The 12,862-nt window shown below is 36.3% G+C and carries 15 protein-coding genes; 3 read left to right on the top strand and 12 right to left on the bottom strand.

The genetic code is table 11. The features are described from left to right. Positions 1–85 precede the first annotated feature (85 nt). The 9 genes from J2Z26_RS19220 to J2Z26_RS19180 form a co-directional block, all read right to left on the bottom strand. A complete protein-coding gene (locus J2Z26_RS19220; protein WP_193534866.1) occupies positions 86–1,366 on the bottom strand; it encodes an MFS transporter in 1,281 nt (426 codons plus the stop codon). A 94-nt stretch (positions 1,367–1,460) separates the two neighbouring features. Further along, positions 1,461–1,766: a thioredoxin family protein gene (locus J2Z26_RS19215; protein ID WP_193534865.1), complete on the bottom strand. Its 306-nt coding sequence runs from the start codon at positions 1,764–1,766 to the stop codon at positions 1,461–1,463. Positions 1,767–1,779: 13 nt separating this feature from the next. Further along, positions 1,780–2,130, bottom strand: a complete 351-nt coding sequence (locus J2Z26_RS19210; RefSeq protein WP_193534864.1) for a toprim domain-containing protein — start codon at positions 2,128–2,130, stop codon at positions 1,780–1,782. A 167-nt stretch (positions 2,131–2,297) separates the two neighbouring features. Continuing rightward, positions 2,298–2,552 carry a YusG family protein gene (locus tag J2Z26_RS19205; protein ID WP_325168898.1) on the bottom strand — a complete coding sequence of 85 codons (255 nt, stop codon included), beginning with the start codon at positions 2,550–2,552 and terminating at the stop codon, positions 2,298–2,300. A gap of 91 nt (positions 2,553–2,643) precedes the next feature. Then, complete coding sequence (gcvH, locus tag J2Z26_RS19200) at positions 2,644–3,027, bottom strand: glycine cleavage system protein GcvH (RefSeq protein WP_193534968.1); 384 nt, start codon at positions 3,025–3,027, stop codon at positions 2,644–2,646. Between the two features lie 65 nt (positions 3,028–3,092). Continuing rightward, on the bottom strand, positions 3,093–3,449 hold the full coding sequence (locus J2Z26_RS19195; protein WP_193534862.1) for an arsenate reductase family protein: 357 nt from the start codon (positions 3,447–3,449) through the stop codon (positions 3,093–3,095). Between the two features lie 239 nt (positions 3,450–3,688). Beyond that, the gene (locus J2Z26_RS19190; RefSeq protein WP_193534861.1) at positions 3,689–5,473 is read right to left on the bottom strand and encodes an acyl-CoA dehydrogenase family protein; all 1,785 of its coding nucleotides are present in this window, start codon (positions 5,471–5,473) and stop codon (positions 3,689–3,691) included. Between the two features lie 54 nt (positions 5,474–5,527). Continuing rightward, a complete protein-coding gene (locus J2Z26_RS19185; RefSeq protein WP_193534860.1) occupies positions 5,528–6,703 on the bottom strand; it encodes an acetyl-CoA C-acetyltransferase in 1,176 nt (391 codons plus the stop codon). Between the two features lie 83 nt (positions 6,704–6,786). After that, positions 6,787–9,171, bottom strand: coding sequence for a 3-hydroxyacyl-CoA dehydrogenase/enoyl-CoA hydratase family protein (locus J2Z26_RS19180; RefSeq protein WP_193534859.1), 2,385 nt, complete (start codon positions 9,169–9,171; stop codon positions 6,787–6,789). A gap of 228 nt (positions 9,172–9,399) precedes the next feature. On the opposite strand from J2Z26_RS19180, the gene J2Z26_RS19175 reads away from it, so the two are divergent. Then, entirely contained in the window at positions 9,400–9,549 is a 150-nt protein-coding gene (locus tag J2Z26_RS19175) for a YuzL family protein (protein WP_193534858.1), read from the top strand. A 168-nt stretch (positions 9,550–9,717) separates the two neighbouring features. Here J2Z26_RS19175 and J2Z26_RS19170 read toward each other — a convergent pair whose 3' ends face one another. Then, positions 9,718–10,635: a proline dehydrogenase family protein gene (locus tag J2Z26_RS19170; RefSeq protein WP_193534857.1), complete on the bottom strand. Its 918-nt coding sequence runs from the start codon at positions 10,633–10,635 to the stop codon at positions 9,718–9,720. Positions 10,636–10,865: 230 nt separating this feature from the next. On the opposite strand from J2Z26_RS19170, the gene J2Z26_RS19165 reads away from it, so the two are divergent. Both J2Z26_RS19165 and J2Z26_RS19160 read left to right on the top strand, forming a co-directional pair. Beyond that, positions 10,866–11,177, top strand: coding sequence for a hypothetical protein (locus J2Z26_RS19165; RefSeq protein WP_193534856.1), 312 nt, complete (start codon positions 10,866–10,868; stop codon positions 11,175–11,177). Between the two features lie 13 nt (positions 11,178–11,190). Beyond that, positions 11,191–11,547, top strand: coding sequence for a spore coat protein (locus J2Z26_RS19160; protein ID WP_193470314.1), 357 nt, complete (start codon positions 11,191–11,193; stop codon positions 11,545–11,547). A 96-nt stretch (positions 11,548–11,643) separates the two neighbouring features. Here the strand turns inward: J2Z26_RS19160 and J2Z26_RS19155 are convergent, their stop codons facing one another. Both J2Z26_RS19155 and J2Z26_RS19150 read right to left on the bottom strand, forming a co-directional pair. Then, positions 11,644–12,018 (bottom strand): hypothetical protein, encoded by a 375-nt coding sequence (locus tag J2Z26_RS19155; RefSeq protein WP_193534855.1) that lies wholly within the window; start codon positions 12,016–12,018, stop codon positions 11,644–11,646. Between the two features lie 28 nt (positions 12,019–12,046). Beyond that, a complete protein-coding gene (locus J2Z26_RS19150; RefSeq protein WP_193534854.1) occupies positions 12,047–12,607 on the bottom strand; it encodes a nuclease-related domain-containing protein in 561 nt (186 codons plus the stop codon). Positions 12,608–12,862 lie beyond the last annotated feature (255 nt).

The following is a 12,862-nucleotide window of genomic DNA, read 5'->3' as shown; positions in this document are numbered from 1 at the left end:
CAAAAAGAAATATTTGTGAATAAAAAAGAACAATTTGCTCCATTATTACCAACAAATTGTTCATTTCCCGAGAAATATGTCAATATTATGATGTTTTTGCGACTGCCTTCTGAATTTTGACGAAAGATGTACCTTTAAAGACAAAGTAAAAGTACGTAGAACTCACTAGATAAAGAGCTGCAGTTATGCTAAATACATAAGCATAGCCCCAATATGACCCATAAATTAACACAAAAGATGTCGACACAGGTCCCATCATTGCCCAGCCTAAGGAAAATACCATCTGATTTACTGAGTTAGCAAGACCTTTCATTGAATCATTAACCCTTTCCATCACTAATGATGCTTGAATCGGATTTCCCGCATTCATTAAAGCCTGACGGAATAAGAATCCGATGATCGCTATAATAAGATTTTCTGTGTAGGCTGTCAGCAGTAAGAATGGCAAGGATGCTAACTGGAGAAACACAACAGCCTTCACTTCTCCAACCTTTTTCACTACGATAGGACCTATAATCATAGCCACTGCCGTTGCCGCTTGACCTAAAGACAAAACAATACCAATAACGCTATTACTAGCCTCAAATCGATCGGCAAAATATAGATTTAAGTAAGGAACGACCAATCCTGAACCAAATCCAATTAATAATTGTGCAAAAGCAAATAGTACAATAAGTTTCAATTGTCCCTTCTGATTTTTAAACACTGTCTTGAAAGGGACTTTCTCTTTCTTTTTTGAATCTTTCTCTTTTTTTACTTCTTCCATTTTAAAAATAGGCAATATACCTAAGAGGAATATTACACTCGCAATCAAGAGTGTAATTCTTACACTAATCAAAGGAGTTAACCCAAATAAGAAAACAAATGCATCACTTATGACTCCACCCATTAAATTTCCGACAACATTGGCTACCATCATGAGTGCAAAATGAAAACTAAACAAATGGACCCTTTGTGCTTGAGTTGAATTTTCAGCTAACCAAGGGATAGCTGACACTTGTAGAAATGCCATAGATAAACCCATTAGGAATGCTGTTATGACTAAAAAATGTTCTAACTCAAACAAGCTTCGCAAAAACAATAATAGGGTGGTAAAGAATATACCGTAAATCATTACCTTTTTCCGGCCTAGCTTATCACTTATAATACCTGCTGGAATTAATATAATTGCAGACGCTAAGGCAGTCATGGAAATGATTGTACCGTTAACTTGTTCTGTATAACCTAGTTCTCTTATATAGAAATTATACATGATCATAAAGATACCCATTGCAATTTGAGTACAAATATTTGTAATAATGAAGAGTTTTACGTTTCGATTATAAGTTAAATATTGATGCTTCCAATCCGCTATGATTGTTGTCATTATGCTTTACACCTCAGAATATTTCGCTACCCTAAATAATCATACTTCATTTACAAAAAAATGCAAGAAAAAACACTACCAATAATGATAGTGTCTACTTTAGGGTGTTATATAAATGTTCTACAGATTTAAACGCATAAATCCTGGCATCTGTTAATTTTCCATTCTCAAATTGTAACAAGCAAGGTACACTTTCAATTTCCCATTCTCTTGCTTTTACAGGGATATAGTTTAAATCACATTTTCCCATTGTTTTGTTAGGTACTAACTCCTGTACAACCATCAGCATTCGGCTTGCAACTTGGCATGTACCACACATCGGAGTATAGAGGTATAAACAAAAGGATTGTTCCTCTTGAATTAATTTATTTACTTGTTGCTCAGACCATTCATTTAACATGTTCTATGCCTTTCTATAATAAAAACTCTGCATGCACATCAAAATTGGCACCTAATAAAACGGTTGCTAAGTGCTGCTCTGGGGATGTAGCTACTTCACGGTACATTTTATCAATATAAATGTGTTCAGCTTCTGGCAATTCTCTCATAAATTGTTTTCTTAACTTTTCACCAGCATCGTCTGCATCAACTAAGATATAGACATCCTTATTATATAAATGTTCGATTAATTCGTCTAGTCTTGAAACACTAATCGTACCATTCGTACATATTATCTCAATTTCTTCATTTATGACATTTAATACTTTCTTCTTATCTGACTTTCCTTCTACAATAATTACTTTTTCAAAATAGTCTAATGTCATTTCCCATCACCTTAGTTTCATTGTACAATAGATTTCTTACTATTATTCGTAAATTTTACGAATATCCCTCTATTATTGTATGGAAAAAGGAATAAGATTGTTTATGTTTCTTTATTGGTAATAAACAGAAAAAGCAGTGGAAAGTAACCCACCGCTCTAAACTTATATTAGCACCAGCCATTTTCATAATCACAATCTACATATTTTTGATCAGGTCCTGTGGTTACATCCACATATTTGTATATTTTGTTATTGCCTTGTTCGTATCCTTCCATTAGCTCATACTTGTTCCCTTGGGTATTTAGAACAATTCGTCCAACAAGGGTTGACTCATCATATAAATTCACTTGGTTTTCAGATAACTTTCCAACGATGCGATCAGTAATGTCCATTCGCTTATTTTCCAGTACCAATTCAAGCACCCTTTCTTTACTTACTTATCGTTAGGGTGTCCATGTAGAGTGATGTTACTCAAAAAAAATAGGAATTAGCAATTGCTAATTCCTTGTTATTTTAGTCTTCTTTAGTCATTGCTTCATATTCTTCAGCCGTCATAAGCTTATCAATCTCGCCTAGGTCACTAGCTTCTACTACGATCATCCATGCTTTTTCATATGGAGATTCATTCACAAATTCTGGGCTGTCATCTAAGTCTTCGTTAATTGCAATTACTTTACCACTAATTGGAGCATATAGTTCAGATACAGTTTTTACTGATTCTACACTTCCGAAAGGCTCATCAGCAGTAATTTCATCTCCAACTTCAGGAAGTTCAACGAATACGATATCACCTAATTCAGATTGTGCAAAATCTGTGATTCCGATACGTACTTCATTGCCTTCAACTTTAACCCACTCGTGCTCTTCTGAATAACGTAATTCCTTTGGTGTGTTCATCATTTATTCCCTCCATAAACTAAAAATCTATTTTAAAGAATTCCCAAATAGGGTTCTTCTAACCCTTACTTCCAATTTTCTTCAAACATTTGCTCATTAAAGCCTACAGTCACTTTTGATCCATCTGTTACAAGTGGTCTTTTGATAAGCATACCATCTGAAGCTAACAATGTAAGTAATTCATCTTCTGATGCAGTTTTCATTTTGTCTTTAACACCAAGTTCACGGTATTTTTGGCCGCTAGTGTTAAAGAACTTTTTTAACTCTAGTCCACTTTTTTGATATAAATTTTCTAATACTTCTTTTGATGGCGGTTGTTCAACAATATGTACTTCTTCAAACGATAAATTATGTTGTTCTAACCATTTTTTAGCATTTCTGCAAGTACCGCATTTCGGATACCAATAAAAAGTTAGTGCCAAACTGTACTCACCACCGTTCTTTGGATGTATTCTTTATTACTTTAGAAATAAAATCCTACAGTACTGTATTTTACCATAAAGGTACAAAGAAATACTAATTGATTCTCTTCCCAAATTAGATTTCGACTTCTTCATCTTAATTCCTGCTAACTGGGTAAATAAATTCGACAAAAATTTTAAACCGTGTTGAATAGAGTCAAAAGAAAAAGCCCCTTTAGGAGCTCCTTCTTCACAAAAAATTATACTGTATAACGCTCTGCATCAATAATCGAAGCTGCAATTTCACGTTTCTTCGCAATTACATTAATTGGAGTGTAACGAGTGAATTTGCGAAGTGCTGATAACATCATACGTAAAGTATCTCCTGTTTCTGCAGCAATAAGAGTTTCTTTAGCATGTGCTTCAATTTCGTTAAATGCTTCTTGACAGAATACTTGCGTATAAAGGACCTTTTGGTTGTTCTTTTCAAGGCCAGTTTTGTTAATTGCTTTTTCAGTACGTAGAAGCGCAGATTCCATTGCGTACACATTACTGATAATGTCAGCAATATTTGCAAGAATTTCTTGTTCTTTTTCTAATGCTTTACCGAATTTCTGAGCAGCTAAACCAGCAATTAGTAATCCAATTTTCTTTGCATTACGTACTAAATATTTTTCTTGCTCAAGTACACCATCGCCAACTTCTTCAGGCATAAGCATCATCAACTCTTCTTGAAGAGCCATTGCCTTTTGGAATAGTGGAAGTTCACCTTTCATTGCCTTACGTACATATGTGCCTGGTACTAATAGACGGTTGATTTCATTTGTACCTTCGAAGATTCTGTTAATACGAGAGTTTCTATATGCTTTTTCCACTTCGTATTCAGCCATGAATCCATAACCACCGTGGATTTGGACAGCTTCATCAACTGTATAATCAAGTACTTCTGAAGCAAATACTTTATTTAATGAACATTCAATTGCATATTCTGCAATCGCATTTGCTACAGATTTACCGTCTTTCAACTCTTCATCCGTAAGCTTACCTTGGCGGTCTTCATATAGGCCTACTGTACGGTAAACTGAACTCTCAACTGCATATGTTTTAGTAGCCATGTTCGCTAATTTTTCTTGAATTAGAGAGAAATTTGAAATTGGTGTTTTGAATTGTTGACGTTGGTTTGCGTATTGTACTGCCACATCAACCATACGCTTAGATCCACCAATTGTTCCAACTGCTAATTTGTAACGACCGATATTTAAGATATTAAATGCAATTACATGTCCTTTACCAAGTTCACCAAGTAGGTTTTCTTTTGGTACTAGTACATCTTCAAGAATTAATGTACGAGTTGAAGAACCTTTAATACCCATTTTCTTTTCTTCTGGGCCAGTTGATACTCCTGTAAATTCACGCTCTACGATAAATGCAGAGAAGTGCTCTCCATCAATTTTAGCGTATACAACAAATACATCTGCAAAACCTGCATTTGTAATCCATTGTTTTTCACCATTTAATACATAATGAGTACCTTCTGCATTTAATTTAGCAGTTGTCTTAGCACCTAGTGCATCTGAACCAGAACCTGGCTCTGTTAAAGCATAAGCAGCTAATTTTTCTCCACTAGCTAAACCTGGAAGGTATTTTTGCTTTTGTTCTTCGTTACCGAATAATACGATAGGTAAAGACCCGATTCCTACGTGAGCACCATAAGATAAAGAAAAACTTCCTGCTCTTGAGAACTTCTCAGTAATAACAGATGAGCTGATTTTATCAAGACCTAATCCGCCGTACTCTTCAGGTACATCTACAGCTAATAAACCAAGTTCACCAGCTTGTTTTAGTAAGGCAACTGATTTTTCAAAGTCATGCTCTTCAATATCTTCAATGACTGGTAAAACTTCGTTAACTACAAATTCTTCCGTTGTTTTTGCCATTAATTTATGTTCTTCTGTAAAATCCTCAGGTGTAAAAATACGGTCAGCTTCTATGTCCTCGATTAAAAACGCTCCACCTTTAATCAAGCTATCTGTTGCTTTTGTCATTTTCCGTTTCCCCCTTATTTTTTAGTAATTAGATACTTCTATGGAATCTCTGTTTTATAACATTTCAAATACGCCAGCAGCGCCCATTCCGCCACCGATACACATTGTTACCATACCAAATTGTTGGTTACGGCGTTGTAATTCATGTAATAACGTTAATGTAAGTTTAGCTCCAGAGCATCCTAGTGGATGTCCTAGTGCAATTGCACCACCATTTACGTTTACTTTATCTTCGTCCATTCCTAACTCACGAATAACCTGAATAGATTGTGAAGCAAATGCTTCGTTCAATTCAAATAAATCGATATCAGACAGTTCAAGACCCGCAATCTTTAATGCTTTAGGGATTGCTGCAACTGGACCAATTCCCATAATTTCTGGTGGTACTCCTGCAACTGCAAACGAACGGAATCTTGCAATTGGCTTTAACCCAAGCGATTCTGCTTTTTCACGGTCCATAACCATAACTGCAGCAGCTCCGTCACTTGTTTGTGAAGAGTTACCAGCTGTTACTGTCCCTTGTACATTAAATGCTGGACGAAGCTTTGATAATACTTCAACCGTTGTACCAGGGCGAACTCCTTCATCTTGAGAGAATAATAGCTTTTGCTCTCTTACCTTCATGTCGTCACCAACAAAACGGTTCGTAACTTCTACTGGCACAATCTCATCAACAAACCGACCTGCCGCAATTGCTGCTGCTGCACGTTCATGACTTCGAACTGCAAATGCATCTTGGTCTTCACGGGAAATTCCATATTTTAATGCAACCTGCTCAGCAGTGTGTCCCATTCCCATATAGTATTGTGGTTGTGTTTCAGCAAGTCTTAGATTTGGTCTTACTGTGTGCCCCATCATTGGGATTAAACTCATCGATTCAGCCCCACCAGCTATAATCGTATCTGAATGACCTAACATAATACGTTCCGCTCCATAGGCAATGGCTTGTAAACCTGATGAACAGTAACGATTAATTGTAATGGCTGGCACCGAATGATCTAATCCAGCTAATGCACCAATATTCCTTGCCATATTTAAACCTTGCTCTGCTTCTGGCATTGAACATCCAATGATTAAATCATCAATATTACCTTCATAGTTACCCGCACGTTTTAAAGTCTCTTTAACAACTAGTGCTCCTAAATCATCTGGACGTACGCTTGCAAGTGTTCCTTTTTTAGATCTTCCAACGGGTGTTCTAGCTCCTGCTACGATGACCGCTTCTCTCACGATATTCCCCCCATTTCAAATGTTAACAATATTCTATGAGTATACTGTTATAGTAGAAGGCCATTAGGCAATGGCCTCAAATATTAGTTACGTAGTGGTTTTCCTTTTACAAGCATATGCTGCATTCTTTGCTGAGATTTTGGTTCAGCGATTAAACTTAAGAATGCTTCTCTTTCTAAATCTAGTAAGTACTGCTCATCTACTTCTGTTCCGAATGGTACTTTACCACCTGCAATCACATATGCTACCTTTTTAGCGATTTTCAAATCATGCTCAGAAATATAGCCTGAGTAGAGCATTGTTTGAGCGCCTAATAAAAGAGTCGCATATCCTGTTTCCCCAACTACTGGAACCTTCTTACGAACAGGTGCGTGGTAGCCATTTTCGTGTAGTCTTAAAACCGCTTGTTTTGCGTCATAAATTAGGTGATCTCCATTAAAACTTACACCATCAGCATTATTTAAGAAGTTATTTTCACGTGCTTCATGAGCAGATGTTGAAACTTTTGCCATAGCAATTGATTCAAACACTTTGTTTGCTACATTTTGAAGGTTAAATTCTACACCATTCGGCATGTTTTCAAGATGCTTAATATAAAGCTCCTTGTTTCCTCCACCGCCTGGTAGTAATCCGACGCCTACCTCAACTAAGCCCATATATGTTTCACTTGATGCCTGAATGTGTGCAGCTGGTAAACAAACTTCAGCTCCGCCACCCAGTGTCATACCAAATGGAGCAGCTACAACTGGTTTCGGACTATATTTGATATTCATCATTGCTTTTTGGAATTGGCGTATAACCATATCTAATTCAAAGATGTTATCGTCCTGTGCTTCCATTAACATCATGGCAAGGTTTGCACCTACACAGAAGTTTTTCCCCTGATTACCGATAACAAGACCTTTAAAGTTACGGTTAACCTCTTCAATGGCAAAGTTGATCATTTGAACGATGTCTAATCCAATAGCATTACTTTGTGAGTGGAATTCAAGTAGTGCAACCCCATCACCGATATCTATTAAACTAGCACCACTATTCTTTTTAATAACCCCATTCTTTTCTTTGATACTTTTTAGATTAATATTTTTAGGGTTTTCTTTAATTAGTTTGTATTCACCATTGTTATAGAAGAAACGTGAACCGTTTTCATTTTTATAAAAACTTGTATGACCCTTTGCAAGCATTTCTTTAATCCACGCAGGGATCACTGCACCTTGTGCCTCTAGCTTATTCACTGAGTTTTCTAAGCCAATTGCATCCCAAACCTCAAATGGTCCTAGTTCCCAACCAAAGCCCCACTTCATTGCTTGGTCAATTGCAAGAATGTCATCAGCAATTTCACCAAGTAAATTTGCAGAATATAGTAGTGCAGGTGTTGTGATATTCCATAGTAATTGACCAGCACGATCATCAGCATAAACAAGTGTTTGTAGTTTTTCAGGTAACTTCTTCGCTTGTTTGCTTAATTCAATAGATGCTGTTTTTAATTTCTTTCTTGGTTCATACTCTAGTGATTCAGGGTTTAATTCTAAAATTTCTTTACCTTGTTTAAGGAAGAATCCCTGACCTGATTTACTACCTAGCCAGCCTTTTTCAAGCATTGTTTTCATGAATGCTGGAACTTCGAATACCTTCTTCTCTTCACCTTCAACTAATTCATATACGTTATTAGCTACATGAACAAAAGTATCTAAGCCAACTACATCAAGAGTACGGAATGTTGCACTTTTCGGACGACCGATGATTGGACCTGTTACAGAATCAACTTCTCCAACGCTGTACCCACCTTTAAGCATTTCTTGTACGGTTACAAGAAGTCCGTATGTACCGATACGGTTTGCTATAAAGTTTGGAGTATCCTTCGCCTCTACAACACCTTTCCCTAGAACATCTTCACCAAATTGCTTCATAAATGAAAGAACATCCGGGCATGTGTTCTTAGTAGGTATTACTTCTAATAATTTTAAATAGCGTGGTGGGTTAAAGAAGTGTGTTCCTAAGAAGTTCTTTTGGAAATCTTCAGAACGTCCCTCAGCCATTGATTCTACTGAAATTCCTGAAGTATTTGAGCTAACAATACTTCCCGGTTTTCTAACTTCATCAACTCGTGCAAAAACTTTTTTCTTAATATCAAGGTTTTCTACAACAACCTCAATAATCCAGTCAACGTCAGCTAATCGCTCCATATCGTCTTCCATATTCCCTGCTTCAAGTAACGCAAGGTTTGATTTAGATGTTAGTGGTGCTGGTTTTTGTTTAAGCAGTTTTTGTAGAGCACTGTTACTCATGCGGTTACGAACTTGCTTGTCTTCTAATGTAAGCCCTTTCTTAACCTCGTCTGCTGTTAGTTCACGTGGAACGATATCTAATAATAAAGTTGGTATCCCAATGTTCGCTAAGTGTGCCGCGATACCTGATCCCATTACTCCTGAACCAAGAACTGCCGCCTTTTTAATACTTTGGACCATTCATTGCTTCCCCCTTTACAACTTTTGAATGAACACTCATTCATTTTTTCATCAAAAAAAATCCGGTAAATGAATAAGTTCTTACTTCCTAATATATAGGATTTTTATAATTTTCGCAATATATAAGTAACATAATTTCGAATTTTTCGGAAAGCTTTTTATTCTTTGCCTGACCTGAATGGTTCAAGTCAAGATAGGTGAATCTAAGCAATGGAGGTGATGAAAACGATGGCTAGAAAACAAAAGGACCCGTCTAAACGTGGAGTAAGTGCTGCAAGCGTAAAAGGCAATGCTGGCCCTAAGTTTGATAAAAGAAGTGGAAGAACACAAACCACAAATCAACAGTATGGTGCTGATAATACGCAGGGCGAGCTTTAACGAAATGCGGAAGCGCCTTGCTCAGCCCCGACAAGCAAATGTTCTGTGACCTAAAAAGTCCGCATTTGACTTTTTAGGGCTCAGGTTATTTGACCTCGAGGGGCTAGGCGCTGTAGCTGGACACAATAACGTAAAAAGGAGAAGACAATCGTCTTCTCCCTTAAAAATTTATTTCTTTAATATACCTTTTAAAACAAAAGCCACGTTTGCAGGTCTTTCAGCTAATCTACGCATGAAGTAGCCATACCAGTCGTTGCCGTATGGAACGTAGACGCGCATTTTGTAGCCTTCTTTAACCAATTCTTCTTGTCTTTCAGGACGAATTCCATAAAGCATTTGGAACTCAAATTGGTCTTTTGGAATACCGTGTTCTTTAACAACCTCAATTGTATACTCGATCATAGCGTCGTCATGTGTTGCAACCGCTGTGTAATTTCCATTTAGAAGGTGCATTTTAATAATCTTTTTAAAGTTATTATCTACATCTTTTTTATCAGGAAATGCTACTTCTGGTGACTCTTTATAAGCACCTTTCACAAGACGAAGGTTTGGATTATAATGGTTCAAATCCTCCATATCTTGCACGGTTCTATATAAATATGCCTGGATCACTGTACCAATGTTATCGTATTCAGACTTTAGCTGTTTAAAGATATCAAGCGTCTTTTGACAACGTGAATAGTCTTCCATGTCAATAGTTACAAACACACCATTCTCTTTCGCAGCCTCTAAAATACGACGCATATTGCGTAAAACAACTTCATCTGAAATATCTAAACCCATTGAGGTCATTTTTAATGATAATTGAGAGTCTAATTTCTCTCTCCCAATTGCTTTAATTGCTTCAATTGAGTTGTCAGCCATTTCATTTGCTTCTGCTTCATTATCCACAAATTCCCCAAGGTAGTCGATTGTTACAGACAGATTCTTTTGGTTTAATCCTTTAATGGCGTCTACTGCTAGTTTGATAGTTTCGCCAGCTACAAAACGAGCAGCACCAAAACGCAAACCGTACTTCTTCGCTAACTTAGTTAGCATTTTATTTTTTGACAGGAACAAGAAGAAATTACGCATTAGTTGTTCCATGTTGATTCCCCCCTGTAAACGGATACATAGTATTTAAATCTTGCTTAAATCCTTCATCATTTTATCATCTTTATTCTGTTTTGAATATGATTACACAAAACTTTTGTCGATAATTTGTAAACTTTGTCGGCTAATTTTAGTATAGTTTCAAAATCAAGTGGAAAAATATTGTCTGTATTGTATATTTGAACCAATTTTTTCTAAAGTTTATTCACCTAGGAGGTAATTGAATGCAACAACAACAAAATGTGAACCAGAATCAACAAGTTATGTCACAGGCTCCGAATGTCATCACTACGAAGGACTTGCTTTACTTATCTGACATGATGTCTTGGAATTTAATGGCTCTTAAGAAAGCACATTTCTTAGCTGGTCAATGCCAAATTCCAGAACTTAGTCAAGCATTAGACAAAGCAGGTCAAATGCATCAGCGTCACTATGAAAAAATCCTTGGGCACCTACAAAATACAAATCAGCCAACACAAGGGATGATGCAACAACAGCAACAGCAAAATCAACAACAAAACCAACAGATGCAGTAAGGAGGGAAATAGAATGAACCAACAAAATCAAAGTCCGAATCAAATCAAGAATCCTAAGACACAGGTACCAAAAACCCCACAAATGAATGATCGAGATTTTATGAACGATATGCTAGCTACTGAAAAATATATGACAGATGCATACTGTACTGCATTGAATGAAGCTAGCCACGAAGCATTGTATCAGGATCTCCGTACTATATTTAATGAAACACAGGATTGTCAACGTGAATTATATAATTTAATGTTTAAGCATGGTTGGTATAAACTTGAGGCAGAAGACCAACAAAAAGTACAGCAAAAACACCAGCAGTTCTACAATTACACAACTACCCAATTCCCATATGGTTCTAACGGGATGATGCAATAAATTTTTATTTGACACAGAAGCAAAGAGCAATTAGGGCTTTGATTCTGTGTTTTTATTATTGTTTCATGTGTACTGGTTTTAGGGCAAGTGATTGGGCTATGGTTTAGGGAAGTAGTATTCCCTGGCTTTATTTACTCCGGAGTAAGGGAATTTCATTGATTTGAGTAGCTTTTTTGCGGTTGTATCTGAGGATATATGAAGAAATCTTCGTATTTGATGATTTGTTATGGTCGAACCAATTAATAGTGAGTAGTCTTTTAATGCAGTTAAATGAGCGTCCTTAGAAGTAATATTACATGAGTTACAAAGCCATGACCCTCTCTTCCAAACCATTGATAGCGTCTGACATTTAGGACAAAAAACACCTGTATGAATATCATCCTCATCTATTTGATATTGTTCTAAGATATCGATATTGTATGGGATATTATTCTTAATTAATAGTTTTGATAGTTTCTTAATATCTTTCATTGATAGTAGTTCCTGAGGGTACTCTTTTTTAATAGATTTTTTTTTCAGCAAGCATTGTATTTCGGATAACGTTTTTCGGAAGTGGGGCATTTAGTGGGATTGTTTTAAGGATAGTAGATGGATTGGTTATTACCACTATTGTTTCAATGGGTATATTTTTGAAGTTAAAGCTGTTCAACCAATTATGGAGTTGGAGTTTATGACGACTTACTTGTATTAACGGACAAGGGTAACCTTTTTCAGTTTCCTCTATTGTTTGGATTAGTTGCTTTCCTTTTTGATCAAAGGTAAGCATACTTCTAAAGTTTTTCGCCTCTAAAACTATGATTACACTTGGATAAATAAGTAGGGTATCTATTTGAAAGAATCTGTTATTTTCGGATAACCTCAGATTATATAGAAGGTAGAATTCTTCATCAGGAAGGAAACTTAAATGATACTCTAAGGATTGTTCTCCTCTGAAACCCGACAGACGCTTTGCATAGTCTGCTTCTATTTGACTTCTACTCGGGTGATTTTGATCTACTCTTCGTACCAAGGCTTCTAACTTTTCAAGATGAATCGATTTAACACATGGTTTTATTATCATATAGTTAACTCCTTTCATTATTTTGAAAAGTTTCGATACATGAGGTTCTGATTCCTGCAAATAATTAGGTTAATTTTGTTCAGTTTTAGTACTTTTGCTCGTTACCGCTGTCTTTTATCGGGTTTGGTCTATTTCCGTTGTGATTTTTCGGTCTAGTGGTGCATGATATCGGTCAAACGTGACTACTTATCGGTTCATGATAGTTTGTTTTCGGTCCTGTACTGACTTTATCGGTCTAAGCGGTAAAAATAACTG

It is taken from the genome of Cytobacillus luteolus, from assembly GCF_017873715.1.
GTDB classification, from domain to species: Bacteria; Bacillota; Bacilli; order Bacillales; family Bacillaceae_L; genus Bacillus_BV; species Bacillus_BV luteola.
Note: the sequence above shows the minus strand (reverse complement) of the source record. Positions and strands in the feature narration are given on the sequence as shown.